The sequence below is a fragment of the Microbacterium phycohabitans genome, assembly GCF_032464935.1.
Classification (GTDB): domain Bacteria; phylum Actinomycetota; class Actinomycetes; order Actinomycetales; family Microbacteriaceae; genus Microbacterium; species Microbacterium phycohabitans.
Genome location: NZ_JAWDIT010000003.1, coordinates 198759 through 224738, shown reverse-complemented (window position 1 = coordinate 224738; position 25980 = coordinate 198759). Strand labels below are relative to the sequence as shown.

The window sequence follows — 25980 nt, the reverse complement described above, 5'->3', positions numbered from 1 at the left end:
GCGGGGGAGCGAACACTACTCGACTCCGATCGGCAAGCCGTTGCCGGGCCCTCCGCACCCCCGGAGACTAGAATCGACAGACGCGCAGACCCCTGCGCGCCCCGCACGAGAGGAGTCTCATGGCTCTCCTACCCGGCATCCACGGCCCCCGTGATCTCGATGACCTGACCCCCGACGAGCTGCGTCAGCTCGCGGCCGAGGTGCGGTCCTTCCTCGTCGAGAACGTCGCCCGCACCGGCGGGCACCTCGGTCCGAACCTCGGCGTCGTCGAGCTGACGATCGCCCTCCACAAGGTCTTCGATTCCCCCGCCGACCCCATCATCTTCGACACCGGGCACCAGTCCTACGTGCACAAGATCCTCACCGGTCGTCAGGACTTCGAGAAACTCCGCTCGCGCGGCGGCCTCGCCGGCTACCCGCAGCGTTCCGAGAGCGAGCACGACGTCGTGGAGTCCTCGCACGCCTCGAGCTCCCTCAGCTGGGCCGACGGTGTGTCGCGCGCGTTCAGCCGCACCGGTCGCCGCGACCGCCACGTCGTCGCCGTCGTGGGCGACGGTGCCCTCACGGGCGGGATGACGTGGGAGGCGCTGAACAACATCAGTGACGACAACGACCGCAACCTCGTGATCGTCGTCAACGACAACGGCCGTTCCTACGCCCCCACCATCGGCGGCATGGCCCGCTACCTCAACCGCGTGCGCACGAACGAGGCCTACCGCACCCTGCACCGCGGCTCCGACACCCTGTTCCGCCGGCTGGGCCCGGCGGCCCGTGCCGTGTACCGCGGTGTGCGCGGTGGCACCCACGGCTTCCTCTCGCGTTTCACCAACAACGAGGCGCTCTACAGCAACCTCGACATCAAGTACCTCGGGCCGATCGACGGGCATGACTTCGAGTCGCTCATCGAGACCCTCGAGCTGGCGAAGTCCTACGGGGCGCCGGTCATCGTGCACGCGATCACCGACAAGGGCAGCGGATACGCTCCCGCGATGAGCGACGAGGCCGACCAGTTCCACGCCGTCGGCAAGATCGACCCGATCACGGGCGAGGCCCTCGGATCGGGCGGTGGCCCGCAGTGGACCGACGTCTTCGCGGAGGAGCTCGTGAAGGTGGGCTCCGAGCGCGACGACGTCATCGCCATGACCGCCGCCATGCTGCGTCCCACCGGTCTGCAGCAGTTCGCCGAACGCTTCCCGGAGCGCGTCTACGACGTCGGCATCGCCGAGCAGCACGCCGTCGCCTCGGCCGCGGGCCTCGCCTTCGGCGGGCTGCACCCCGTCGTCGCCATCTACGCCACGTTCATGAACCGCGCGTTCGATCAGGTGATGATGGATGTCGCGCTGCACAAGGCGGGCGTGACCTTCGTCCTCGACCGCGCCGGCGTCACCGGTCCCGACGGCCCGAGCCACCACGGCATCTGGGACCTGGCGATGCTGCAGCTGGTGCCCGGCATCCGGATCGCGGCTCCGCGTGATGCGGCCCGCCTGCGCGAGGTGTTCCGCGAGGCCACCGCCGTCGAAGACGCGCCGACCGTGGTGCGCTACCCCAAGGGCACGGTCAACGACGACGTCGAGGCGATCGAGCGTCTGCACGACGGCGTCGACGTGCTCAGCCGCGGCTCGAGCGAAGACGTCCTCCTCGTCGGCATCGGGCCGATGGTTCACCTCGCACTCGAGGTCGCCGAGCGCCTGCGTGCCCAGGGGATCGGCGCCACCGTCATCGATCCGCGCTGGGCCATCCCCGTGCAGCCGTCGATCGTCGATCTCGCTCGCGAGCACCGTCTCGTCATCACGATCGAAGACGGGATCCGCGTCGGGGGCGTCGGAACGCGCGTGCGCCAGGTGCTGCGCGAGGCCGGTGTCGACACGGCTGTCGACGAGCTCGGCATCCCCGATGAATTCATCGATCACGCCACCCGCGAGCAGATCCTCGAGGATGCCGGCCTCACGGCTTCCAAGATCGCCCACGACGTCGTGGCCCAGGTGCTCGGCACCCGCGTGCCGATGGCCCGCCAGACGCCCACCGGCTCGATCCCCACGATCGAGGAGTGGGAGAAGTCGCGACCGTGATGCACGGACGAAGGGGCCGGGATGCCGTCATCCCGGCCCCTTCGTCGTACCGCGCCCACCGCGCCGCCACAGGCGATCACGCCGGAACAGGCCCGCACCGACCAGCCCGGCCCTGTCCTCGAACGATCTCCTGTGCCCGGGCGACGCCGGCCCCGCACGGACGACGACGGCGCCGCCCCCTCGGGGACGGCGCCGTCGCGCGAGAGGACCCTCAGGCCCCGATGCCGCGGATGGGCGGGTGGTGGAACGTGTCGCCGAAGGCGCGCTGCGAGGCTCCCTCGCGGTCGAGGTAGGGCGAGGCGCCACCATCGATGAAGGGCCAACCGGCGCCGAGGATGAGACACAGGTCGATGTCCTGCACCTCGGGGACCACGCCCTCCTCCAGCATGATCTTGATCTCCTGCGCGAGGCCGTCCTGCACGCGGGCGAGGATCGTCTCGGGCGCGACCGGGGTCCTGCCGGTGACGAGCACCTTCTGCGCGGCCTTCGTCCAGCCGGTCACCCGACCGCCCTTGTCCTTCTCGACGACCTCGGGGAGAGCTGCGAGCTCGTGGAAATTCTCCGACGAGAAGAACCGCTCGGGGAACGCGTGCGCCATCGTGTCCTGCACGTGGGCGGCGACCTTCCAGCCGACGAGGTCGATGAGCTGGAACGGCCCCATCGGCAGCCCGAGGGGCGCGAACGCCTTCTCGACGACAGTGATCGGCGTTCCCTCGTACACCGCGCGCGCGGCCTCTCCCATGACCTTGGCCAGGAGGCGGTTGACGACGAACCCGGGGGCGTCGGCGGTGAGCACGGCGTTCTTGCCGAGACCCTTCGCGACCACGAAGGCCGTCGACAGCGCGGCGTCGCTCGTGGCATCCGTCTTCACGACCTCGATGAGCGGCATGACCGCGACGGGGTTGAAGAAGTGGAAGCCCACCAAGCGCTCGGGGTTCTGCAGCACCGAACCGATCTCGGCGACCGAGAGCGACGAGGTGTTGGTGGCGAGGATCGCGTCGTCGGCGACGATCTTCTCGATGGCGGAGAAGACCTCCTGCTTGACGCCCACTTCCTCGAACACGGCCTCGATGACGAAGTCGCAGTCGGCGAACTCGCCGCGGTCCGTCGTTCCGTGCACGAGGGCGCGGAGCTGGTTCGCGGTGTCGACGTCGAGGCGGCCCTTCGCCTCGAGCTTGCCGATCTCCTCGCGGATGGATGACACACCCTTGTCGACACGGCCCTGGTCGAGGTCGGTGATGATGACGGGCACGCGCAGCTTCCGCACGAACAGCAGAGCGAACTGCGACGCCATCAGGCCCGCACCGATGACGCCGACCTTGGTGACCTTCTTCGCGAGCGCTTTGTCGGGGGCGCCGACCGGCCGCTTGGCGCGCTTCTGCACGAGATCGAAGGCGTACATGGATGCCGCGAACTGATCGCCCGTGATGAGGTCGGCCAGGGCCTCGTCCTCGCGCGCGAAACCCTCGGCCTTCGTACCGCTCTTGGCCTTGTCGAGCAGGTCGAGTGCGACGTAGGGGGAGCGGGGCACGGTGCCGATCTTGGACTCGAGCATGCCGCGGGCCATCTTGATCGCGATGGGCCATTTGGTCAGGCGCTCGAGCTTGCCCGGCTCGTTCTTCCGCTCGACGCGGACCCGGCCGGTGAGCACGCCGTCGGCCCAGCGCAGCGAGTCCTCGAGGTAGGAGGCCGCCGGGAAGATGGCATCCATGATCCCGAGGTCGAAGGCCTGCTGCGGCTTGAGCATGCGGTTCTGCTTGAGCGGGTTCGAGATGACGACCTCGAGGGCGTTCTCGATGCCGATGAGGTTCGGCAGCAGGTAGGCCCCGCCCCAGCCGGGGATGATGCCGAGGAACACCTCGGGCAGCGCGACGGCCGCGGCTGAGGCGTCGACCGTCCGGTAGGTCGAGTTCAGCGCGATCTCGAGACCGCCACCCAGGGCGAGGCCGTTGACGAACGCGAACGACGGGACGCCGAGGTCGGAAAGCGACCCGATCACCTGGTGGCCGCGCTGCGCGATGAGGCGGGCGACGTCCTTCGAGGGCAGCTTCGCGACGTCGGACAGGTCGGCGCCGGCGGCGAGGATGTACTGCTTGCCGGTGATCGCGACCGCGTGGATCTCGCCCTTCGCGGCGCGCTCCTTCAACGTCTCGAACGTGCGCCCGAGCTCGGCGAGGGTCGCCGGCCCCAGCGTGTTGGGACGCGTGTGGTCACGACCGTTGTCGAGCGTGATCAGCGCGAGCACGTTGCCCGAGGGCAGGCGCACGTCGCGGACGGGGGAGTGGGTCACCACCTCGTCGCCGGTGAGGGCGTCGAGGGGCGAGAAGTCGATGGATGCGTAGTCGGTCACTTGCGCTTCTTCTTTCCGTCGAAGAACGGGTTCTCCCAGATGACCGAGCCGCCCTGGCCGAGGCCCACGCACATGGCGGTGAGGCCGTAGCGCACGTCGGGACGCTCGGCGAACTGCGCCGCGAGCTGGATCATCAGGCGGACTCCGGATGCCGCGAGCGGGTGGCCCAGCGCGATCGCGCCGCCCCAGGGGTTCACGCGCGGGTCGTCGTCGGCGATGCCGAAGTGATCGAGCAGCGAGATCACCTGGATCGCGAATGCCTCGTTCAGCTCGAACAGGCCGATGTCGTCGATCGTGAGACCGGCCTTCTTCAGCGCCTTCTCGGTCGAGGGGATCGGGCCGATGCCCATGATCTCGGGCTCGACGCCCGCGAAGGCGAACGAGACCATCCGCATCTTGGGAGCGAGGCCGAACTCCTTCACCGCGTCGGCTCCGGCGAGCAGGCTGATGGTCGCGCCGTCCGTGAGGGGCGACGAGGTACCGGCGGTGACGCGGCCGTGGGGACGGAACGGCGTCTTGAGCGTCGCGAGACCCTCGACGGTGGTCTCGGGGCGGCGCCCCTCGTCCTCGGTCGCGAGGCCCCACGCGCCGTCGGCATCCTTCACCGCGACGGGTACCAGGTCGGGTTGGATCTTGCCGGCCTCGTACGCGGCCTGCACCTTGTGCTGGCTGGCCGCGCCGAAGCGGTCGGCGCGCTCCTTGGTCAGGTGGGGGAAGCGGTCGTGGATGCGCTCGGCGGTGACGCCCATGTTCAGCGCGCCCGGGTCGACCAGCTTCTCGGCCACGAAGCGGGGGTTGGGGTCGACGTTGCCGCCGATGGGGTGGCGACCCATGTGCTCGACACCGCCCGCGAGGGCGAGGTCGTACATGCCGACGCCGATCGAGGCGCCCATGGTCGTGACGCTCGTCATGGCGCCGGCGCACATGCGCTCGATCGCCAGGCCCGGCACGGTCATCGGGAGTCCCGCCAGGATCGCCGCCGTACGGCCCAGCGTGAGTCCTTGATCACCGGTCTGCGACGTCGCGGCGATCGCCACGTCGTCGATCCGGTCCTTCGGCACGTCGCCGTTGCGCTCCATCAACCCGATGATCGCCTTGACCACCAGGTCGTCGGCGCGGGTGTTCCAGTACATGCCCTTCTCGCCGGCGCGCCCGAAGGGGGTGCGCATTCCGTCGACGAAGAAGACGTCCGTCATCTCGGCCACTCTGCCTCCATAGTTTGGGATGACCCCAGCCTAGGAAGCCACCCCGACCGCGGAGAATCGGTTGTCCGAACCTACGAATCGGTGGGGGGAGCGTCCTCGGCCGTGTTGAGGGAAGCTACAAAGCTATCCGCGATCACCTGTGCGGTCTGATCAATCTGCCAGGGGCGCGCGCCGAGTTCGGTGAGAGCTGCTCCGACACTCTGGACGGTGACCTCGGCGGGCGGCGCCCACGCCAGACGACGCAGCGTCTCCGGGGTGAGCAGGTTCTCGGTCGGCATCCGCAGCTCTTCCGCCCGCGCCTCGACGGCGGGCCGCGCAGCCTTGAGACGCCGGTCGGCGTCCGGGTTGCGGTCGGCCCACGCGCGGGGCGGCGGCAGCGTGTCGCTGGGGACCCGGTCGGCCGGGAGGTCCGCGGTCTCGCGGCCCTCGACGATCGCGTTCCACCATCGGTCCAACTGCGAGCGACTCGCGCGCCCGTTGAATTCCTTGACCCCCGCCAGCGCCTGCTTGCTCGCCGGGTCGGCGAGAACCGCGGCCACCAGGGCACGGTCGGGGACCAGCCGACCGGGGGCGACGTCCTGCTCGCGGGCGAAGTCCTCACGGGCCTGCCACAGCGACCGGGCGACGGCGAGCGAGCGGCGTCCGCGCACCGTGTGCAGGCCACTGAGGCGGCGCCACGGGTCCTCCCGCACTGGCTTGGGCTGCCGGTCGAGCACCGCCTGGAACTCCTGCCGCGCGAACTCCGTCTTCTCCTGCTCCTCCAACTCGGCGACGAGTACGTCGCGCACGTCGATGAGGTGCTCGACGTCGAGGGCGGCGTATTCGAGCCAGGATGCCGGCAGCGGACGCGTCGACCAATCGGCCGCCGAGTGCGCCTTGGCGAGGGTGATGCCGAGGGTCTGCTCGACCACGGCCCCCAAGCCCACCCGCTCGTGCCCGAGCAGGCGCGAGCCCAGTTCGGTGTCGAAGATCACCGGGGGCTCGAGCCCGCGCTCCCGGAGCGACGGGAGGTCCTGACTGGCGGCGTGGAACACCCATTCGGCGTCGCCGATCGCCGTCTGCAGCGGCGTGAAGTCCTCGATGGTCGTGGGGTCGAAGAGGAAGACCCCGGCCTCACGACGGAAGACCTGGATGAGGTAGGCGCGCTGCGAATAGCGGAACCCCGAGGCGCGCTCGACGTCGACCGCGACCGGCCCCGTCCCGGCAGCCAGCGCCTCGCACGCGGCGTGGAACCCCGCGGCATCCTCGATGACGATGTACTCAACCACGCGTGGGCCTCCGGGCTCCGAACACGGCAACGCCCTCCGACCCCGGGGGGAGACCGGCGAGCATGCACACGAGCTCCGCCCACGCCTCGAGGTGCGGGCGGAAGGGACCGCGCGGCGACCATGACGCGCGAAGTTCGATCTGCGACCCCTCGCCCTGCGCGGCGAGAGCGCCGAAACCGGTCGAGAGGGTCTTGGTGGCGGTGCCCGACTCGGAGTGGCGGTCGGCCCCGCGCGAGTCCAGGGCATCGATGAGCCACGACCAGGCGACCTCGGCGAGCAGCGGGTCGACGCCGATCTCGGGCTCGAGCGGCGCTTGGGCGAAGCACACGATGCGCCAGGCCCCGCCCCAGGGCTCGGGCTCCTCGGGGTCGTGCAGGAGGATGAAGCGACCGGTGCCGAAGGGCGAGTCGGTGGCGTGCTCCTCGGGGCGCACGTCGCCGGCAAGGGCGAGCGAGAAGGGCGCCAGGCCCGCGGGCGAAGGGATCTCCCGCACCACGAGGTCGTCGCGGAACGTCGTGGCGCGCACCTCCTCGGCGGCACGCGCGAACGGTCCGGCGGCCTCCGTCGGGCGATGTTCCCTCACGGCAGCAGACTAGAGTGAGGCCTCGATGAACGCTCCCAGGCGCGCCGCGGGTCCCCGCGCATCGCGGCGCCGCATCACCGGTTTCCGCATCGCCCTCTCCTCCCTGGCCTTCGCCCTGACCGCCTCGGTGGGCGCTCTGGGTGCCGTTTCGCTGCGCGTCGCACGCACCGTCGTGCGCCCGGCCGGCCGCCGCCCCGACACCCGCATCCTGCGCCTCGACGCCGCCGCGCAGACCATCACCCTCGCGCGGACCCCCGACACCGCACTGCCGGGCCGCTACGGGCTCTTCACCGTCGGCTCGGCCGAGTATCTGCGCCTCGGCGCCATCGTGGGCAGCGACGAGGCGAGCGTCACCCGCAAGCTGCTCACCCACGTCGCCGCCGACGGCGATCTCGCCCCCGAGGCCGCGTTCAGCGGCTGGTACTTCGACCAGCCCGGGCAGCTGCACCTGCCGTTCCACGAGGTCGACATCGAGACCGGGGTGGGCGCGTGTCCCGCGTGGGAGTTCCCCGCGTCGGAGGACACCGACGTCTGGGTGGTCCAGGTGCACGGTCGAGGCACGACCCGCGCCGAGACGCTGCGCGCCGTTCCGGTCTTCCACGGTCTCGGCATCACGAGCCTCGTCGTGTCGTACCGCAACGACGGCGATGCTCCCCGGAGCCCGTCGGGCACCTACGGCCTCGGCGCCACGGAATGGCGCGACCTGGATGCCGCGATCGGCTACGCCCGACGCCACGGCGCGCGCCGTATCGTCCTCATGGGCTGGTCGATGGGGGGAGCGCTCGCCCTGCAGGCGGCCCTCGAGTCCCCGCACGGCGACGTGATCGCCGGGCTCGTGCTCGACTCGCCGGTCGTGGACTGGCGCACGGTTCTGGCGTTCCAAGGACGCATGATGCGGCTTCCCGAACCGGTGATCGCGCTGGCGCAGAGCACGATCCGCTCCAACTGGGGAGCCGCCGTGCTCGGTGCCGACGAACCGATCCCCCTCGACCGGCTCGACGTCGTCGCCCGCGCCCGCGACCTGCGGCATCCCGTGCTCATCCTCCACAGCGACGACGACGGTTTCGTCCCCTCGGACGCCTCGCACGCGCTCGCGGCAGCGCGGCCCGACCTCGTGACGATGGAGACCTTCACCACCGCCCGCCACACCAAGCTGTGGAATTACGACGAGACGCGGTGGTCCGACGCCATCGCGGACTGGCTGCGCAAGCGGGGTCTCACCCGCGAGGAGTGATCCCGGATGCCGTGAACCCGGCGCGATGGCCGGGACAGGCTCCGGGGCCCTCGCGGATCAGGCGCCGCGCTTGGCGCGCACCTGACGCTTCGCGCGCATGAGCATGCCGGTCATGCCGGCGATGCGCAGCGGGCTCACCGCGCGGGTGAGCCCGATGCTCTGCGGGAAGTCGTCAGGGACGGCGAGCATCTCGTCGGCACTCAACCCGGTCAGTCCCTGCGCCAGGATGCTCGCGAAACCGCGGGTGGTCGGCGCCTCGGCGGGCGCCGTCGCGTGCATCGCGACTCGGTCGTCGTCGTCGACGGTGACGATGATGTACACCGGCGACTGGCACTCCGCGACGCGCTCGGCGAGCTCGGGGTGGTCCGCGTACTCCACGGGCACCTCGGGCAGCTCCTGCGAGAACTCCAGCAGCAGCTGCAGACGGTCGGGCTCGTCGAGCTCCAGGAATTCCTCGCGGATCTCGGCGAGGCGGGCGGGGAGGGCGTTATCGGACATCTCCGTCATCCTCCCACGCCCACCGCGGCCGGGCTCAGCGTCCGGGGACCTCTCCCGGCTCCGCCCCGGCGACGATCGGAACGCGCACCGCGCTGCCCCATTCGGTCCACGACCCGTCGTAGTTGCGCACGTCATCGAAGCCGAGCAGATGCTTCAGCACGAACCACGTGTGGCTCGAACGCTCGCCGATGCGGCAGTACGCGACGATCTTGTCGCCGTCGGCGAGGCCCGCGCCGTCGCGGTAGATAGCCTCCAATTCGGCACGCGACTTGAAGCCGCCGTCCTCCGCGACCGCCTTGCCCCACGGCACGCTCTGCGCGCTCGGGATGTGACCCGCGCGCAGCGCCCCCTCTTCGGGATACGCAGGGGCAGTCGTGCGCTCGCCGGAGTACTCCTCGGGGGAGCGCACGTCGATGAGGGGGTTGCCGAGGTGCGCGAGCACGTCGTCCTTGTAGGCGCGCAGCACGGAGTCGTCGCGCTCGACGACGGGGTAGTCGGTGGGCTCGACGACGGTCTTGTCGGTCGTGAGCGGGCGTCCCTCGGAGATCCACTTGTCGCGGCCGCCGTCGAGCAGGCGCACGTCCTCGTGGCCGAACAGCGAGAACACCCAGAGGGCGTACGCGGCCCACCAGTTGTTCTTGTCGCCGTAGACGACGACCGTGTCGTCGCGCGAGATGCCCTTGGCGCTCAGGAGCTTCGCGAAGCCCGCACCGTCGACGTAGTCGCGCACGACGGGGTCGTTGAGCTCGGTGTGCCAGTCGACCTTGACCGCTCCCGGGATGTGGCCGGTCTCGTACAGCAGCACGTCTTCGTCGGATTCCACCACGACGAGCCCCGGCGCCCCGAGGCGCTCCTGCAGCCACTCGCCGGTGACGAGCCGTCCGGGCTCGGAGTACTCGGCGAATTTGGGGGAGGTGGTGTCGATCTCGACGGTCACGGTGTCTCCTCGGTCGGTACGGCGGATGCGGCGGCATAGGGTGGACACCGCACCTTCGACCCTAGATCCGCGGCAAGGGGCACGCACCCTCCCCGTAAGACTTGGACTCAGGACGGCCATGACCTCTACCCCCGCGACGACCGGCCTCATCCACCTCACCGATCGCGAGCCCGCGGTCTCGGGCGCCGAGATGGTCAGCGCGCTGGTGCCCCCGCCGCAGTTCGACGGTGCGACCTTCGAGTCGTACCGGGCGGATGACGCCTACCCCTCGCAGCAGGAGGCGAAAGAGCTGCTGCAGGCCTTCGCCGCGAAGCAGTCCGCCCCCGCGAAGAAGGGCGGCTTCTTCCGCCGCGCCGAGAAGACCCCGCCGGTCAAGCCGGGCGTGTACCTGGACGGCGGCTTCGGCGTCGGAAAGACCCACCTGCTCGCCGCGATCTACCACGCCATGCCCGCACGTCGGAAGTACTTCGGCTCGTTCATCGAGTACACCGCCCTGGTGGGCGTGCTCGGCTACGCCAAGGCCGTCGAGCTGTTCCGCGGATCCGATCTGCTGTGCATCGACGAATTCGAGCTCGACGACCCCGGCGACACGATGGTCATGACGCGACTGCTCGGCGAGCTCGTGGCATCCGGAACCCGACTCGCAGCGACCTCGAACACTCCGCCGAACGCCCTGGGGGAGGGACGCTTCGCGGCGCAGGACTTCCTCCGCGAGATCCAGTCGATGGCCGACAGCTTCCGCACCATCCGCATCGACGGCACCGACTTCCGCCAGCGCGCGATCGACGGAGAGGCCAAGGTGCTCTCCGACGACGACTACCGCGCCGCGCTGAAGACCGCCTCGGCGGGAAGCGTGGCATCCGACGACGTGTTCGCCGACCTCGTCGGACACCTGGCCCGTGTGCACCCGTCGCGCTTCATCCGCCTCATCGACGGTGTGGGGGTCATCGGGCTGCGCGACGTGCAGGTGCTGCACGATCAGTCGGCCGCCCTTCGCCTGGTCGCCTTCGTCGACCGCGCGTACGACGCGCAGATCCCGATCCGCGCCACGGGCGTGGCACTGAACACCGTCTTCAGCGACGAGATGCTGGCGGGCGGATACCGCAAGAAGTACCTTCGCGCGGTCTCGCGCCTGGTCGCGCTGACTCACTCCTGAGGCCGGTTCATCAGTGCCTCTCATGGGCACGAAACGCGATGTTTACCGGAGAGCCGCGGCTGTAACCTTCGCGAAACACGGGACGAACGGCGATGGTAACCGCGACTGTGAACACTGAGGGGACCCGACGCTACACCTGCGTCCCTGCAGAGAGGTTCCCTCCGAGATGGATCAAGGCAACACCGCATTCATCCTGATAGCAGCGGCACTCGTGCTGCTCATGACGCCAGGACTCGCGTTCTTCTACGGCGGTCTCGTCAAGGCCAAGAGCGTCATCAGCATGATGATGATGAGCTTCGGCGCCATGGGCCTCATGGGGGTCCTGTGGGTGCTCTACGGCTACTCGATCGCGTTCCCGACCACCGAAGAGGGAACCACCCAGTTCCCGTGGGCGATCGACCCCAGCAACTTCAGCCTCGCCGGCGTCCTCGAGACGCCCGAAGGCGCGGCGTACCCGCCGCTCGCCTTCGTCGCCTTCCAGGCCACCTTCGCCATCATCACCGTCGCCCTGGTCTCGGGCGCCATCGCCGACCGCGCCAAGTTCGGCGCGTGGATGATCTTCGCCGGCATCTGGGCCACCGTGGTCTACTTCCCGGTCGCCAGCTGGGTCTTCAACTTCGGCCTGGCCGATGACGCCTCGTTCTCGTACGGCGGCTGGATCACCCACGGTATGCAGGACGTCTTCGGCGTCGGTGCGATCGACTTCGCCGGTGGAACCGCGGTGCACATCAACGCCGGTGCCGCCGCCCTCGCCCTTGCGCTCGTGCTCGGCAAGCGCGTCGGGTTCCAGAAGGGCGCTCACGTCCCCCACAACCCGCCGTTCGTGCTCCTCGGCGCGGGTCTGCTGTGGTTCGGCTGGTTCGGCTTCAACGCCGGTTCGGAGCTCGCTGCCGACGGCACCGCGGCTCTCGCCTTCGTCAACACCATCGCCGCTCCCGCCGCAGCCCTCCTGGCCTGGCTGATCGTCGAGAAGATCAAGGACGGCAAGCCCACCTCGGTCGGCGCCGCCTCCGGTGCCGTCGCGGGTCTGGTCGCGATCACCCCCGCCTGCGCCGCCCTGACGCCGTTCTGGGCCATCGTCCTGGGCCTGCTCGCCGGTGCGGTCTGCGCCCTGGCGATCGAGCTGAAGTTCAAGCTCGGCTTCGACGACTCGCTCGACGTGGTCGGCATCCACCTCGTCGGCGGTCTGCTCGGAACGCTGTACCTCGGCATCTTCGCGAACACCTCGGGCCTGATCTACAGCGGCTCGTTCAACCAGCTGATCGTCCAGGCGATCGCCGCCCTCGCGGTGCTGGCGTACTCGTTCGTGCTGGCCTTCGTCATCGGTTTCGCGATCGAGAAGACGATCGGCTTCCGCGTGAAGAACGAGGACGAGATCGCCGGTATCGACACCGTCGTGCACGGCGAGGAGGGCTACGTGCTCTCCGACGTGCGCGGCTGACACCGCTCACCCCGAACGGGGCGTCGCCGATTCGTCGGTGGCGCCCCGTTCCGCGTGTCTAGGGTGGGCCGTATGGGAACGACCTCTCGCGTGCTGTCGGCGTTGCTGGGCCTCTTCCGGTCCGGTTCGGCCACGACGCCCTCTACCCGCCCTTCGCGCCCCTCTCCGGCGCCCACACGGCCCACCTCGCGCCCTGACGCGCCGTCGGTGACCGAGACCGTCGAGGTCGATCCTCCGCGGCGTCTGACGCTGTCGTACGCCCCCGAGCGCGACGGTGCGCCCGACGGGGGCGAGATCGTCTGGACGTGGGTCCCGTACGAGGAGCGCGACGGTCGAGGGAAGGACCGCCCGGTGCTCATCCTCGGTCGAGCGGATGCCACCCGCTCCTACGCCGTGCGCCTGACCAGCAAGCCGCACGACGGCGACCGGCAGTACCTGCCTCTCGGCACGGGGGAGTGGGACCCGCAGCGTCGACCCTCGTGGGTGGATGTGGAACAGGTGTACCTGGTGCACGACTCGGGTGTGCGGCGCGAGGCCGCGGCTCTGGATCGCAAGAGGTTCGATGCCGTGGCGGCGGCGCTGTCGGCCCGGTACGGGTGGACCCGCGGCTGACCGACGGCCCGATGGAAGGACCGCGTGGTCGGCGCCCGTGCGCGACAGCCCAGCGCGGACCCGCCTGCCCCGGAGGTCCTGGACCTTTCCGGGTCCCATCCCCCCACCTCATCGAGGGTGATCGCATCCTGGAGCGGTGACGATTCGACACCTCAGATCGACCTGGTCCGCGGCGGGGCGACTGGATCGCGCACAACGGCGGGTCGTCACAGTGACACGCCACAGCACCCGCGCTCGAACGCGGCGCGTCGGACGCGGCATCCGTCGTTGTGCCGCCCGCGGCTACCGCGAGCTCGACGCGATCGTTCGTGTGCCTGCCTGCCTGATCGTGTCGCTGCGCGGGGAGAACCGAGAACGTTCCCCATTGAGGGTGACGTCGAGACCATGCGGGCGCCAGGTGGAGGCGGCTCACCGGCGGGCGAGTGCGGCGCGACACCGTGGCACGGCGGTGCGGGGAACGACGAAGGCCCCCGGCGAACCGAGGGCCTTCTGTGGTGGGCGATACCAGACTCGAACTGATGACCTCTTCCGTGTGAAGGAAGCGCGCTACCAACTGCGCCAATCGCCCGCATCCCGAACGGGACTCAACGATCGTACCGGATGCCGGACGGTGCTTCCGACCAATCCGAAAGACACGCGCGGGGCGCACCTCGTTTTGCGCCCGCGCTCAGATCGGGTAATGTCTTACGAGTGCTCGGGGCAAGCCCCGGGAACGAAATGCGGATGTAGCGCAGTTGGTAGCGCACAACCTTGCCAAGGTTGGGGTCGCGAGTTCGAGTCTCGTCATCCGCTCGAGTGGAGGGAACTGTTGTCAGCGTGGCTGGCGGACAGATCACGACACGTGGGTCGAACCACATCACGGTGGCGTGGCCGAGCGGCTAGGCACCGGCCTGCAAAGCCGTTTACACGGGTTCGAATCCCGTCGCCACCTCGCCTCACAATAGAACAGCCTGTATAGGCGCGATTGGCGCAGCGGTAGCGCGCTTCCCTGACACGGAAGAGGTCACTGGTTCGATCCCAGTATCGCGCACCGAATGAAACCCCCGGCTCGCCGGGGGTTTTTTCGTATGCCCGGGCGGCGCGGCTCGATGGCGGTCGTCCGATGCGTCAGCGCAGACGCGCCCGTCGGCTGAAATCGCGCTCGCGCGTGGCGATCACCCCGCCAGGCCGGTCCGGCCGGGATCGACAGCGGGGTCCCGAGTGGTTCGACACCGGGCTCCCCGGCGATCGAACGCGGGGGAGGGGCGGCCGGCGCGAGACAACCCTGCGCCATTGAACACGTGCAGCTCAGCCCCTTCTCGCCGCGCCGACGTCCCGGCGCGAGCACGCGGAGACCGGCGCCGATCACGCGACACCGGCGATGAAGCGGGCACGATACGCGAAGGCGGGTGGCGGCGCGGCGTGGGCGCGTCCTCGTCGACGAAATCATCCCCGCATCGCCGGGTTCACGGGAAGAACCGAGGGAGTGGTTGTTCCCGCCGCCAGTAAGGGGGGCTGCGGAGTGCCTGGCGGCGGGAACGAGACGACGCTAACCCATGTCCACCGAAAGGGGGACACGAATCCGCCGCTCTTGTGGCACTGTTGCGCTTTCCTTGCGCCGACGTTGAGGTTCGGCATAGGCCGCGCACAACCGGAAGCCTCAGATCACGTCGATGCTTTCGAGGTACTGCGCCACGCGCTCCTCGTCGACGACGTCCAACGCCCTGCCATCGGGCCGACGGACCGACGTCAAGGTCGTCAACGATTCGGTGGTCAACCCGAACCGGTACGTCTCCAGCGACACGACCACAGGCCCCACCTGCGGGACGTCATAGCTCCCCATGACCGCGAGCGTACGGGTCCGCGGAGCGCGTATGGAAGCGCTCCCATACGGAGTCTTCGTAAACCGGCCTCCACCTCCGGTGCGGCCGCAACCCCCGAGGAGGTCGGCCGGGCGGCGCTAGCGTGAAGCCATGACGGTCCCTGACACCCACTGGCGCGAGATCGCCTCGTCGCCCTTCGTCTCCCTCGGCACCTACCGAAAGAACGGAGCCCTCGTCGCCGTGCCGGTGTGGATCGCGCGCGACGGAGACGAGCTCGTCGTCACGAGCGAGCGGACCACGGGCAAGGTCAAACGGCTGCGCAACGACTCCCGCGTCGTGCTGCGCCCATGCAGCAGGATGGGTGCGGTCGAGCCGGACGCCATCACCGTCGAGGCGAACGGGCGCGTCGCCGGCCCCGCCACCGACGACGCCCGAGCCGACACGGCCCTGCGCCGCAAATACGGGCTGCAGTACCGCGCGATCCTCGGCTTCGAGGCTCTCGTCCGCCGCATCCAGCGCAAACCGGGCGATCGCGTCATCCTGCGGATCTCGCGCACCGACTGACACGTCGGTCGCGGCTGCTGGCCGCGTTGCGCCATGCGCTACCCGCCGAACGATGCGGAAGCAAGGGGGTTTGCGTGCGCGGAGCCGGCGGGGGACAGTGCTCACGGAGACGGCGTTGCGCCTCCGGTCGATCGCGTTGCCTTTCTCGCCTGGAGATGCGCACCACCGGGAGGCGGATCGCCTCGGGGGTCATCATGGGCAAATTCATCTACGACGGCGACATCAAAGTCGACTTCGAGGACCGGCTCCTCGCGCACCTCCAGGCGGTGATCATGGCGAAGGTCCGGCGCGGCGAGTCCTTCCCCTTCACCTGGAAGGACGACATCAGCACCGGGGGAGGACGCACCACCGTGTACATCCACCCCAATGTCTCGCTCGTGTTCAAGTACCACGGCAGCCGCACCCCGCAGCTGAGCCCCGCCTGGCTGCACGCGCTCACGTACAACGCCAACTCCGGACGCGGGCTCTACGTCATCCCCGAACCCGACGACTTCCCGCCGCGCGAGAGCGCGCAACGACCCGAGATGGTCTTCCGCGAGGTTCCGAACGAGCAGTATCAGGCCCCGGCGCAGACCTGAGACGGGAATGCCACCCGACCTCGCACTCGTTCCCTCCCGTATGACCGCCTGGAACGACGCCAAGCCCTTCTTCGAGACGAACGCCGTCGCCCACCTGTCCACGCTGATGCCGGACGGCTCACCGCACGGCATCCCGTTGTGGGTGGGGGTCGACGGGGATCGCCTCATGATCTTCACCGAGGTCGACACCCTGAAAGACCGCAACATCCGCCGCGACCCCCGGGTCGCCGTCTCGGTGACCGGCGCCGACAACCCGTACGCGATGGCGTTCGTCCGCGGAGAGGCGGTCGAGCGCATCGACGGCGACGCCGCGCTGCCGTTCGTCGATCGCATCTCGACGCTCTACACAGGCGAGCCCTACGGACTGCGCGAAGGGCTGGCGGTCTGGTTCATCGAGCCGCGCAAGGCGTGGTCGCGGACGTACGAGGACTGACGCTCAGAGAACGAGCGGAAGGACGCCCAGCAGCAGGATCAGCGGGGCGATCACGGCGCCCAGCGCGATGAAGCGGCTCCAGCGCACCTCGATGCCGGCTGCCACGAGACGGTCGTGCCACAGCAGCGTCGCGAGAGACGCCCAGGGGGTGACGATCGGGCCGGCGTTGACGCCGATGAGCAGCGCGGCGAGGCGCTCGGGCGAACCCGCGACCGACTCGAGGGCGAGGTAGGCGGGGAGGTTGTTGATCCCGTTCGCGACCAGCGCGCCGACCCCCGCGAGCTGCCACAGCGATCCGAGGTCGTCTCCGGTCCCCGCGAGCACCGACATGACCCTCCCGCTGCCGAGGGCCTCGAGAGCGCCGACGGCGAGGAAGAGTCCGCCCGCGAACACCAGCAGCGACCACGGCACCAGACGGATGCCGAGTGCCTTCGGCGCGCGCAGGGCGAACGCCACGATGAGCACCACGGCGGCCGCGACGGCCGGCATCCAGGGCTCCAGCCCCACAACGAGCAGAGGAAGCAGGGCCAGGGTCACCACGCCGGCCACCCGCAGCAGGATCGGATCGGACACGGCCGGGGGCGCGGCATCCGGGTACGTCTTCGGCAGACGCCGCAGGAAGACCACCGTGAGCACGATCACCGAGACCGCGATCGCGATGAGCGCCGACGGCCCGAGCAGCACGAGGAACGCGACGGGGTCGTGACCACCGCCGAGGGCCTCGGATGCCAACAGGTTGGTGAGGTTCGACACCGGCAGCACCAGCGAGGCGGTGTTCGCCAGCACCACCGTCACGAAGGCGAACGGCAGCGGGTCCATCTTGCGCGCCACCGCCATCGCGACCACGACGGGCGTGAGCAGCACCGCGGTGGTGTCGAGGGAGAGGAAGGCGGTCGCCACCGTCGCCAGCAGCACGACGAGGGCCCAGAGCAGCGCCGTGCGCCCGCGGGCGATCCGCGCGAGGCGCGCCGCCACGACGTCGAACAGGCCCGCCTTCGACGCCAACTCCGCCACGATCGTGACGGCGACAACGAACAGCAGGATGGGCCAGACGCGGTCGGCCACGGCGAGGGCGTCGTCGGCGGGGAAGGCGCCGGTGAGCAGCGCGACGATCCCGAGGATCCAGAGCACGCCGCCGATGATGGCCAGAGTCACCGCTCCACTATGGGGCACGTCCGGTGCGATCGAGGCCACGCCCGCCCGGTAGCCTGGAACCGACCCCTTCAGGAGATGTTCTGTGACTGATTTCCCCGCCGATGGCTTCGCCCTCTTCCCTGACCGTTCGGTCGTCGCTCTGCGCGTCAACGGGGAGCTGAAAGACCTGGCCACGACCGTGAGGGCCGACGATCAGGTCGAGCCGGTCACCATCGACAGCGCCGACGGGCTCTCGATCCTCCGCCACTCCACGGCGCACGTTCTCGCCCAGGCCGTCCAGCGTGTCAAGCCCCAGGCCAACCTGGGCATCGGCCCGCCCGTCACCGACGGCTTCTACTACGACTTCCAGGTCGACGAGCCCTTCACCCCCGACGACCTCAAGGTCATCAAGAAGGAGATGGAGCGCATCGTCCGCGAGAACCAGCGGTTCGTACGCCGTGTCGTCACCGACGACGAGGCGCGAGCCGAGCTCGCCGACGAGCCGTTCAAGCTCGAGCTCATCGGCCTCAAGGGCGGGTCCGCCGAAGCCGCCGAGGGTGCGTCCGTCGAGGTCGGAGCCGGAGAGCTGACCATCTACGACAACGTCACCCGCGACGGCGAGACCGCGTGGAAAGACCTGTGCCGCGGTCCGCACGTGCCCGGAACGCGCCTGATCGGCAACGGGTGGGACCTCACCCGCATCGCCGGCGCCTACTGGCGTGGCAGCGAGAAGAACCCGCAGCTGCAGCGCATCTACGGCACCGCGTGGCCCACGAAGGACGAACTCCGCGCCTACCAGCACCGCCTCGAGGAGGCCGCGAAGCGCGACCACCGCAAGCTCGGCAAGGAACTCGACCTCTTCTCGTTCCCCGACGAGATCGGGCCGGGCCTGGCGGTGTTCCACCCCAAGGGCGGCATCATCCGCTACGAGATCGAGCGGTACATGCGCGAGCGCCTGCTCGCGAACGGCTACGACGTCGTCAACACCCCGCACATCACCAAGGGCGACCTGTTCATGACCAGCGGCCACCTCCAGTGGTACGCCGACGGCATGTACCCCCCGATGGTGCTCGACGAGGTGGTGGATGCCGACGGGCACGTGTCGCGGGAGGGCCAGGAGTACTACCTGAAGCCCATGAACTGCCCGTTCCACAACCTGATCTTCCGCTCGCGCGGACGCAGCTATCGCGAACTCCCGTTGCGCCTCAGCGAGTTCGGCTCGGTCTACCGCTACGAGAAGAGCGGAACCCTCGCGGGCCTCACGCGCGTGCGCGGCATGACCCAGGACGACACGCACATCTACGTCACCGCCGACCAGGTGAAGGGCGAGCTGACGCACAGCCTCGACTTCGTGCTGCAGACGCTGCGCGACTACGGTCTGAACGACTTCTACCTGGAGCTGTCGACGAAGGAGGAGGGCAACCCGAAGTTCATCGGCGACGACGCCCTCTGGACCGAGGCGACCGAGACCCTGCGCGAGGTCGCCGAGGCCTCCGGCCTCGAACTCGTCCCCGACCCGGGCGGAGCCGCGTTCTACGGCCCGAAGATCTCGGTGCAGGCGCGCGATGCGATCGGCCGCACGTGGCAGATGTCGACGATCCAGCTCGACTTCAACCAGCCCGAGCGCTTCGAGCTCGAATACACCGGCCCCGACGGGGAGAAGCACCGCCCGGTGATGATCCACCGCGCCCTGTTCGGCTCGGTCGAGCGATTCTTCGCGATCCTGCTCGAGCACTACGCGGGCTCCTTCCCGGTGTGGCTCGCCCCCGTGCAGGTCGTGGCCGTGCCGGTGGCCGCCGAGTACGGTGACTACCTCCAGGGGATCGTCGCCGATCTGAAGGCCCGGGGCGTCCGCGCCGAGGCCGATCACAGCGACGACCGCATGCAGAAGAAGATCCGCACGCACACCACGCAGAAGGTGCCGCTCATGCTGATCGCCGGCGAGCAGGACCGCTCGAACGGCACGGTCTCGTTCCGCTTCCGCGACGGCACCCAGCTCAACGGCATCCCGGTCGACGAGGCCGTCGCGCGCATCACCGGAGCGATCAGCGGGCGCGCGCTCGTGAACACCGCGGAGGACCTCGCGTGACGAACGACCCGGAAGCCGTCGCGGGGGAGTCGACGTCCGCGACCGACGCGGCGGCATCCGGGGCGCCCACCACCGACGCGGAGCTCGTCGACGCGATGACCCTGCCGGGCGTCCCCGACGAGTTCCAGCGCCTGTGGACGCCGCACCGCATGGCCTACATCTCCGCCGGCCGCGAGCCGATGGAGAAGAACTGCCCCTTCTGCGCCGCACCCGACAAGAGCGACGAAGACGGGCTCATCGTCGCGCGGGGGAAGACCGCCTACGTGCTGCTCAACCTCTTCCCCTACAACTCGGGGCATCTGCTCGTGTGCCCGTACCGCCACATCGCCACCTACGACCAGGCGACCGACGAGGAAGTGGCGGAGATCGGCGCCCTCACGCAGCGGGGCATGCGCGTGCTCCGCGCGGTGTCGAACTGCGACGGTTTCAACCTGGGGATGAACCAGGGGGCGATCGCGGGCGCGGGCGTCGACGCGCACCTGCACCAGCACATCGTGCCGCGATGGGCATCGGACGCGAACTTCTTCCCGATCATCGCGAAGACGAAGGCCCTCCCGCAGTTGCTCGGCGACGTGCGCCGGACGGTGTCGGAGGCGTGGGACGCCTGAATCGGCGTCATCCACAACCCCGTCCGCCGGGGCAGCGGGCGTGGCTATGGTGTTCCGATGAACGCTCGGACTCGCCCTTTCGTGCTCTCGCTGACTCTCGCCGCCGTGCTCGGCGCGACCACCGCGTGCCTCCCGCTTCCGAGCCCGCTCGAGCGCGGGGAGGCGGGGGAGGCGTCCGCCCCGGCCCCCGCCGCTTCGCAGCCGTCCACGCCCGGTGACGAGGCGACGGCCGATCCCGACGACTTCGCCGATGTGTTCGCCGAGCGCGACGAGTTCTTCCGCGAGCAGCAGCTCCCCATGGACGGCACGCCGTTGGTCGCGGTGACCCCGGCTCAGCAGGACTTCATCGCCCAGCAGCGCGCATACGTCGAACAGCAGGGGCTGCAGTGGACGGCATCCGACGAGAACCTGGCTCTGGCCCTGGCGGGAGACGCGTGCGAGACCGCCATCCTGAGCCGGCATGAGGTGGACTCCTCGACCCTCATCGCCCACGTCACGACGTCTCCGCTGTTCGCACAGCTCATCCCCGCCGAGCTCGACGGTGCAGCCCGCACGCAAGCGGAGGCGCCCATTTCGAGCGTGATGGTCTTCGGGACGACGTTCCTCTGCCCCGACGACGGCGACGCGTGGGTCGCCGCGTATCAGCAGGTGTACGGGGGCTGAGCTCCGCCGCCCCGGCACATCACTGCTGTGGTCCCGGTCCCTTCGACAGGCTCAGGGACCTCACCCGTGTGACGCGGAGATCCCGCACCCCGCCCGAACGCCGCCGAGCCGGCGCCTTCGACAGGCTCAGGAAGCTCGCGGCGCGCGAAGCGGCGGATCCGAAGCGGCGGGCGCTCGGCGCTCAGTCAGCGCACCTGACGCACGCCGAACTGCAGGCGCGGGTGGGCGTAGGCCTCCTGCGACTCGACGAGGCGGAGCTCTCTCGAGCCCGACTCGTACGTGTTCGACAGGAGGTCGAAGACGCTCGAGGCGGTGCGGGCCAGGGCGTCCGCCGCATCCCCCGTGCGGCGGTAGTGCGCGGTGAACAATGCCGCCGTGACATCTCCCGAACCGTTCGCCTTCATCGGGATGAGGGGAGTCTGCACGATCCACGCACCGGCGTCGTCGACGACCATCATCTCGATCGTGTCGGCCTCGCGGTCGGGACGTTCGACACTGGTCACCAGCACGGTGCGCGGGCCACGGGCACGCACGAGATCCGCCGACTCCAAGGTCGAGTCGATGCTTCCGGGCTCGGTGCCGGTGAGGAAGCCGAGCTCGAACTGGTTCGGCGTGATGATGTCGGCCACGGGGACCACGCGCTCGCGCAGCAGCTCGGGGATGGCCGGGGCCACGAAGCACCCCGACTTGGCGTTGCCCATGACGGGGTCGCAGGCGTACACGGCATCCGGGTTGGCCTTCTTCACGCGCGAGACGGCGTCGATGATGACGTCGCCGATCCCCTCGCCGCCCTGGTAGCCCGAGAGCACGACGTCGATCTCGGGGAAGATGCCGCGGTCCTCGATGCCCGCGATCACCGCGGCGACGTCGTCGGGCGAGATGAGCGGGCCGCGCCATGCGCCGTAGCCGGTGTGGTTGGAGAAGTTCACCGTGTACACCGGGAGCACCTCGACGCCGATGCGCTGGAGGGGGAAGACGGCGGCGGAGTTGCCGACGTGTCCGTACGCGACGGCGGACTGGATCGAGAGAACCTTCATGCCTCGATCCTTCCACTTCCCACGTCGGCGCGGAGCACTCCGCAGGCGCGCGCGATGTCGTCGGCGAGGACACGGGCGGAGTCGCCGTCGAGGTCGTGCACCGTCAGTCTCAGGAAGGAGCCGTGGTCGCCGTCGCCCAGGAAGAAGGGGTCGCCCTCGCGCACCAACCACCCGCGATGCATGAGCTCCTCGCGCACGCGTGCGGCGGCGACGGGGAGCGGCACCCAGAGGTTGAGACCGTCGCCGGGCGTCACGGGCAGACCGCGTTCGCCGAGGGCGCGGGCGAAAGCGGCGTTGCGATCGGCGTAGTGCTCGGCGGCCCTCTCGATGTCGGCCCGCACGGCCGCGTCGGTCACGAGCGCCAGCGTCAGCCGCTGCAGGATGTGGCTCACCCAGGTCGTGCCGGGGGTGAGCCGCAGGGCGAGACCGTCGGCGGTGTCGGCGTCGGATGCCGTGACGGCGAGGCACGTGTCGGGTCCGAGGAATTTCGACATCGAGCGGATGCGCGCCCACCGCCGCTGGGCGGGGCCAATCACGGAGTGGAGCGGGGCGCGCGAGAGCAGCGAGAAGTGATCGTCTTCGATGACCAGCACGTAGGGATGTTCGGCGAGAACCGCGCGCAGGGCCGTCGCCCGCTCCGTGCTGAGACTCGCGCCGGTGGGGTTGTGCGCCCGCGGCGTCACGACCACCGCACGGACGCCGGCGGCCAGTGCCTCCCGGAGCCCCTCGACCGTCATACCCTCGGCATCCACGGGCACGGGGACCGCACGGTACCCGCCGGTGCGGACGGTGTGCAGCGCCGACAGGAAACAGGGGTCTTCCAGCGCCACCGCGTCGTCGCGCTGGAGCGCTTGCGCGAGCAGACGCTCGATCGCGTCGCTCGCGCCGCTGGTGACCGTGATGCGCATGTCGTCGTGGGGGAGCTGGTCGGCCATCCACTCGCGCGCCCACGCCTCCAGTCCCGGGTCGATGACGGGTTCGCCGTACAGCACCGGGCGGGCGGAGCGGGCGAGCGCTGCGGTGGGGTCGGGGATGAGCGCGGGATCGGGATTGCCGGTGCCCACGTCGCGCAGCACGGTGTCGGGTGCGTAGCCCTCCTGCGCCACCGCGGCGCGGTCGGCCACCCTCGTGCCCCCGCGGCCGCGGGCCTCGACGAGCCCGGCCTGAGCGAGTTGCCGATAGGCGGCGACGACGGTGTTCCGGTTCACGCCCCGCTCGGCCGCGAGCGTGCGGACCGGCGGCAGGAGCGTGCCCGGAGGCAGCTCTCCGCGCTCGATGCGCGTGCGCAGGCCCGCGGCGATCTCGGATGCCGAACGGCCGGTGATGTCGATGGTCATACGCCCCCAAAGCTTTCGCCCAGCTTATGTCCTGCGCCATGCTACGGTTTGGCCTAAGCCAATAGAACGCGCCCCGAAGCGCGGAACGGAGCAGTCATGACCGACACCGGAACCTCCCGCGTCAAGCGCGGACTCGCGGAGATGCTCAAGGGCGGCGTCATCATGGACGTCGTCACCGCCGAGCAGGCCCGCATCGCCGAAGACGCCGGCGCCGTCGCCGTGATGGCGCTCGAGCGCGTGCCCGCCGACATCCGCGCCCAGGGCGGCGTGGCCCGCATGAGCGACCCCGACCTGATCGACGACATCGTGGCATCCGTGTCGATCCCCGTGATGGCCAAGGCGCGCATCGGTCACTTCGTCGAGGCGCAGATCCTCCAGGAGCTCGGCGTCGATTACATCGACGAGTCCGAGGTGCTCTCGCCCGCCGACTACGTGAACCACATCGACAAGTGGAACTTCACCGTGCCGTTCGTGTGCGGTGCCACGAACCTCGGCGAGGCCCTGCGCCGCATCACCGAGGGCGCCGCGATGATCCGCTCCAAGGGCGAGGCGGGAACGGGCGACGTGTCCGAGGCCACCAAGCACATCCGCACGATCCGCGGAGAGATCAACGCGCTGCGCGCGAAGACGAAGGACGAGCTGTACGTCGCCGCCAAGGAGCTGCAGGCCCCGTACGAGCTCGTCGCCGAGATCGCCGAGACCGGCACGCTCCCGGTCGTCCTCTTCACCGCCGGGGGAGTGGCGACCCCCGCCGACGCCGCCATGATGATGCAGCTCGGCGCCGACGGCGTGTTCGTGGGCTCGGGCATCTTCAAGTCGGGCAACCCCGCCCAGCGCGCGGCCGCGATCGTCAAGGCCACGACCTTCCACGACGACCCCAAGATCGTCGCCGAAGCCTCACGCGGACTCGGCGAGGCGATGGTCGGCATCAACGTCAGCGACCTCCCAGCCCCGCACCGCCTGGCAGAGCGTGGCTGGTAACAGCCCTCTCGTCGGGGTGCTCGCCCTGCAGGGCGACGTGCGCGAGCACCTCGCCGTGCTGCGCTCCCTCGGAGCCGACGCGCAGCCCGTGCGTCGGCCCGAGGAACTCGCCGCCGTGGAGGGCCTCGTGCTCCCCGGCGGCGAGTCGAGCGTCATCGACAAGCTCGCGCGGGCCTTCGGCCTCTTCGACCCGATCCGGGCGGCGATCGCCGCGGGGATGCCGATGTACGGCACCTGCGCCGGGCTCATCCTCCTCGCCGACCGCATCGACGGCGCGATCGCCGACCAGCAGACCTTCGGTGGCATCGACGCACGCGTCGCACGCAACGTCTTCGGCAGCCAGACCGCGTCGTTCGAGACCGATCTCGACGTGCCCGCCCTGGGCGCGCCACCGGTGCACGCCGTGTTCATCCGGGCGCCCGCGGTGGTCGAGTGGGGCCCGGATGCCGAGCCCCTGGCATCCCTTCCCGACGGGCGCGTAGTCGCGATCGAGCAGGGGGTGCTGATGGGGACGGCGTTCCACCCCGAATCGACGGGGGAGACGCGCTTCCACGAGCGGTTCCTGCAGCACGTGCGCAACCGACGCGGCATCAGCGCCCCCGCATCGTAAACTGGAGAAATGTCCGGACACTCCAAATGGGCCACGACCAAGCACAAGAAGGCGGTCATCGACTCCCGCCGCGCCAAGTCGTGGGCCAAGCTCATCAAGAACATCGAGGTCGCGGCGAAGCTCGGTGGAGCCGACCTCCAGGGCAACCCGACGCTGTTCGACGCGGTCCTGAAAGCCAAGAAGACCTCGGTCCCCAAAGACAACATCGACCGCGCGATCAAGCGCGGTGCCGGCATCGGCGGCGAGGCCGTCGAGTACGCCTCGATCATGTACGAGGGGTACGGCCCGAACGGCGTGGCCTTCCTCATCGAGTGTCTGACCGACAACAAGAACCGCGCCGCGGCCGAGGTGCGCACCGCCCTCAGCCGTAACGGCGGCACCCTGGCCGACCCGGGCAGCGTCGCCTACAACTTCAGCCGCAAGGGCGTCATCGTCGTCCCCGCCGAGGGCACGACCGAAGACGACGTCATGCTCGCCGTGCTCGAGGCCGGCGCCGAAGAGGTCGAGCCGCACGGCGACGGGTTCGGCGTGATCACCGAGGCCAGCGACCTCGTGTCGGTCCGCTCCGCGCTCCAGGACGCCGGCATCGAGTACGACTCCGCCGACGTCGAGTTCGTCCCCTCCCTCAAGGTCGAGGTCGACGCCGACACCGCCCGCAAGGTCTTCCGCCTCATCGATGCGCTCGAAGACAGCGACGACGTGCAGAACGTCTACACCAACTTCGACCTCACCCCCGAGGTGCAGGCCGAGCTCGAGAACGACGAGTAAGGGCGCGCCCTTCGCCACGACAC

General features: G+C 69.8%; 24 protein-coding genes and 4 tRNA genes. 17 read left to right on the top strand and 11 right to left on the bottom strand.

Features of this window, described 5'->3' with window-relative positions; all coding sequences use genetic code 11:
* The first annotated feature begins 119 nt into the window (after window positions 1–119).
* Complete coding sequence (gene dxs / locus RWH44_RS09645; protein WP_316004413.1) at window positions 120–2069, top strand: 1-deoxy-D-xylulose-5-phosphate synthase; 1950 nt, start codon at window positions 120–122, stop codon at window positions 2067–2069.
* 211 nt (window positions 2070–2280) lie between these two features.
* Here the strand turns inward: dxs and RWH44_RS09640 are convergent, their stop codons facing one another.
* The 4 genes from RWH44_RS09640 to RWH44_RS09625 all read right to left on the bottom strand — a co-directional run bounded on the left by RWH44_RS09640 (window position 2281) and on the right by RWH44_RS09625 (window position 7475).
* The gene (locus RWH44_RS09640) at window positions 2281–4419 is read right to left on the bottom strand and encodes a 3-hydroxyacyl-CoA dehydrogenase NAD-binding domain-containing protein (protein WP_316004412.1); all 2139 of its coding nucleotides are present in this window, start codon (window positions 4417–4419) and stop codon (window positions 2281–2283) included.
* The gene (locus RWH44_RS09635; RefSeq protein WP_316004411.1) at window positions 4416–5624 is read right to left on the bottom strand and encodes a thiolase family protein; all 1209 of its coding nucleotides are present in this window, start codon (window positions 5622–5624) and stop codon (window positions 4416–4418) included. The genes RWH44_RS09640 and RWH44_RS09635 overlap by 4 nt, the downstream gene beginning before the upstream one ends.
* A gap of 71 nt (window positions 5625–5695) precedes the next feature.
* Window positions 5696–6892: a ribonuclease D gene (locus RWH44_RS09630; protein ID WP_316004410.1), complete on the bottom strand. Its 1197-nt coding sequence runs from the start codon at window positions 6890–6892 to the stop codon at window positions 5696–5698.
* Complete coding sequence (locus tag RWH44_RS09625; protein ID WP_298872831.1) at window positions 6885–7475, bottom strand: DUF3000 domain-containing protein; 591 nt, start codon at window positions 7473–7475, stop codon at window positions 6885–6887. The genes RWH44_RS09630 and RWH44_RS09625 overlap by 8 nt, the downstream gene beginning before the upstream one ends.
* A 25-nt stretch (window positions 7476–7500) precedes the next feature.
* Between RWH44_RS09625 and RWH44_RS09620 the strand changes: the two genes are divergently transcribed.
* Window positions 7501–8709, top strand: coding sequence for an alpha/beta hydrolase family protein (locus RWH44_RS09620; RefSeq protein WP_316004409.1), 1209 nt, complete (start codon window positions 7501–7503; stop codon window positions 8707–8709).
* Between the two features lie 57 nt (window positions 8710–8766).
* Here RWH44_RS09620 and RWH44_RS09615 read toward each other — a convergent pair whose 3' ends face one another.
* Window positions 8767–9207, bottom strand: a complete 441-nt coding sequence (locus RWH44_RS09615; RefSeq protein ID WP_316004408.1) for a SufE family protein — start codon at window positions 9205–9207, stop codon at window positions 8767–8769.
* 34 nt (window positions 9208–9241) lie between these two features.
* Window positions 9242–10144, bottom strand: a complete 903-nt coding sequence (locus RWH44_RS09610; protein WP_316004407.1) for a sulfurtransferase — start codon at window positions 10142–10144, stop codon at window positions 9242–9244.
* Between the two features lie 118 nt (window positions 10145–10262).
* Here RWH44_RS09610 and zapE point away from each other — a divergent pair, with 118 nt between their 5' ends.
* From zapE to RWH44_RS09595, 3 genes are all read left to right on the top strand, one after another.
* Window positions 10263–11300, top strand: coding sequence for a cell division protein ZapE (gene zapE / locus RWH44_RS09605; protein ID WP_316004406.1), 1038 nt, complete (start codon window positions 10263–10265; stop codon window positions 11298–11300).
* A gap of 166 nt (window positions 11301–11466) precedes the next feature.
* Window positions 11467–12741, top strand: a complete 1275-nt coding sequence (locus RWH44_RS09600) for an ammonium transporter (RefSeq protein ID WP_316004405.1) — start codon at window positions 11467–11469, stop codon at window positions 12739–12741.
* Between the two features lie 72 nt (window positions 12742–12813).
* Window positions 12814–13353 carry a type II toxin-antitoxin system PemK/MazF family toxin gene (locus tag RWH44_RS09595; protein WP_316004404.1) on the top strand — a complete coding sequence of 180 codons (540 nt, stop codon included), beginning with the start codon at window positions 12814–12816 and terminating at the stop codon, window positions 13351–13353.
* 492 nt (window positions 13354–13845) lie between these two features.
* Here RWH44_RS09595 and RWH44_RS09590 read toward each other — a convergent pair.
* Window positions 13846–13921: transfer RNA gene (locus tag RWH44_RS09590), tRNA-Val, on the bottom strand.
* Window positions 13922–14072: 151 nt separating this feature from the next.
* Between RWH44_RS09590 and RWH44_RS09585 the strand changes: the two genes are divergently transcribed.
* From RWH44_RS09585 to RWH44_RS09575, 3 genes are all read left to right on the top strand, one after another.
* Window positions 14073–14145: transfer RNA gene (locus RWH44_RS09585), tRNA-Gly, on the top strand.
* A gap of 68 nt (window positions 14146–14213) precedes the next feature.
* Window positions 14214–14284: transfer RNA gene (locus RWH44_RS09580), tRNA-Cys, on the top strand.
* Between the two features lie 27 nt (window positions 14285–14311).
* A tRNA-Val gene (locus RWH44_RS09575) sits at window positions 14312–14383 on the top strand.
* Window positions 14384–14992: 609 nt separating this feature from the next.
* Here RWH44_RS09575 and RWH44_RS09570 read toward each other — a convergent pair.
* On the bottom strand, window positions 14993–15175 hold the full coding sequence (locus tag RWH44_RS09570) for a hypothetical protein (protein WP_316004403.1): 183 nt from the start codon (window positions 15173–15175) through the stop codon (window positions 14993–14995).
* Window positions 15176–15305: 130 nt separating this feature from the next.
* Here RWH44_RS09570 and RWH44_RS09565 point away from each other — a divergent pair, with 130 nt between their 5' ends.
* The 3 genes from RWH44_RS09565 (at window position 15306) to RWH44_RS09555 (ending at window position 16730) form a co-directional block, all read left to right on the top strand.
* On the top strand, window positions 15306–15719 hold the full coding sequence (locus RWH44_RS09565; protein ID WP_316004402.1) for a PPOX class F420-dependent oxidoreductase: 414 nt from the start codon (window positions 15306–15308) through the stop codon (window positions 15717–15719).
* A gap of 194 nt (window positions 15720–15913) precedes the next feature.
* The gene (locus RWH44_RS09560) at window positions 15914–16297 is read left to right on the top strand and encodes a DUF7882 family protein (RefSeq protein ID WP_316004401.1); all 384 of its coding nucleotides are present in this window, start codon (window positions 15914–15916) and stop codon (window positions 16295–16297) included.
* Window positions 16298–16337: 40 nt separating this feature from the next.
* Entirely contained in the window at window positions 16338–16730 is a 393-nt protein-coding gene (locus tag RWH44_RS09555) for a TIGR03618 family F420-dependent PPOX class oxidoreductase (protein ID WP_264630796.1), read from the top strand.
* A gap of 3 nt (window positions 16731–16733) precedes the next feature.
* Here the strand turns inward: RWH44_RS09555 and RWH44_RS09550 are convergent, their stop codons facing one another.
* Entirely contained in the window at window positions 16734–17885 is a 1152-nt protein-coding gene (locus RWH44_RS09550) for an SLC13 family permease (RefSeq protein WP_316004400.1), read from the bottom strand.
* Between the two features lie 82 nt (window positions 17886–17967).
* Between RWH44_RS09550 and thrS the strand changes: the two genes are divergently transcribed.
* The 3 genes from thrS to RWH44_RS09535 all read left to right on the top strand — a co-directional run bounded on the left by thrS (window position 17968) and on the right by RWH44_RS09535 (window position 21224).
* Window positions 17968–19953: a threonine--tRNA ligase gene (gene thrS, locus RWH44_RS09545; protein ID WP_316004399.1), complete on the top strand. Its 1986-nt coding sequence runs from the start codon at window positions 17968–17970 to the stop codon at window positions 19951–19953.
* Between the two features lie 95 nt (window positions 19954–20048).
* The gene (locus RWH44_RS09540; protein WP_298873150.1) at window positions 20049–20561 is read left to right on the top strand and encodes an HIT family protein; all 513 of its coding nucleotides are present in this window, start codon (window positions 20049–20051) and stop codon (window positions 20559–20561) included.
* A 57-nt stretch (window positions 20562–20618) separates the two neighbouring features.
* Window positions 20619–21224, top strand: coding sequence for a hypothetical protein (locus RWH44_RS09535; RefSeq protein ID WP_316004398.1), 606 nt, complete (start codon window positions 20619–20621; stop codon window positions 21222–21224).
* 185 nt (window positions 21225–21409) lie between these two features.
* Here the strand turns inward: RWH44_RS09535 and pdxY are convergent, their stop codons facing one another.
* Complete coding sequence (pdxY, locus tag RWH44_RS09530) at window positions 21410–22261, bottom strand: pyridoxal kinase PdxY (RefSeq protein ID WP_298872867.1); 852 nt, start codon at window positions 22259–22261, stop codon at window positions 21410–21412.
* A complete protein-coding gene (locus RWH44_RS09525) occupies window positions 22258–23598 on the bottom strand; it encodes an aminotransferase class I/II-fold pyridoxal phosphate-dependent enzyme (RefSeq protein ID WP_316004397.1) in 1341 nt (446 codons plus the stop codon). Before RWH44_RS09525 ends, pdxY begins: the two co-directional genes overlap by 4 nt.
* Window positions 23599–23694: 96 nt before the next feature.
* Between RWH44_RS09525 and pdxS the strand changes: the two genes are divergently transcribed.
* Genes pdxS through RWH44_RS09510 form a run of 3 tightly spaced genes read left to right on the top strand, consistent with a single transcriptional unit; the run spans window position 23695 to window position 25957 of the window.
* Complete coding sequence (gene pdxS / locus RWH44_RS09520) at window positions 23695–24579, top strand: pyridoxal 5'-phosphate synthase lyase subunit PdxS (RefSeq protein WP_298872873.1); 885 nt, start codon at window positions 23695–23697, stop codon at window positions 24577–24579.
* Window positions 24569–25189 (top strand): pyridoxal 5'-phosphate synthase glutaminase subunit PdxT, encoded by a 621-nt coding sequence (gene pdxT / locus RWH44_RS09515; protein ID WP_316004396.1) that lies wholly within the window; start codon window positions 24569–24571, stop codon window positions 25187–25189. The genes pdxS and pdxT overlap by 11 nt, the downstream gene beginning before the upstream one ends.
* Before the next feature lie 9 nt (window positions 25190–25198).
* Entirely contained in the window at window positions 25199–25957 is a 759-nt protein-coding gene (locus RWH44_RS09510; protein ID WP_316004395.1) for a YebC/PmpR family DNA-binding transcriptional regulator, read from the top strand.
* The last annotated feature ends 23 nt before the right edge of the window (window positions 25958–25980 follow it).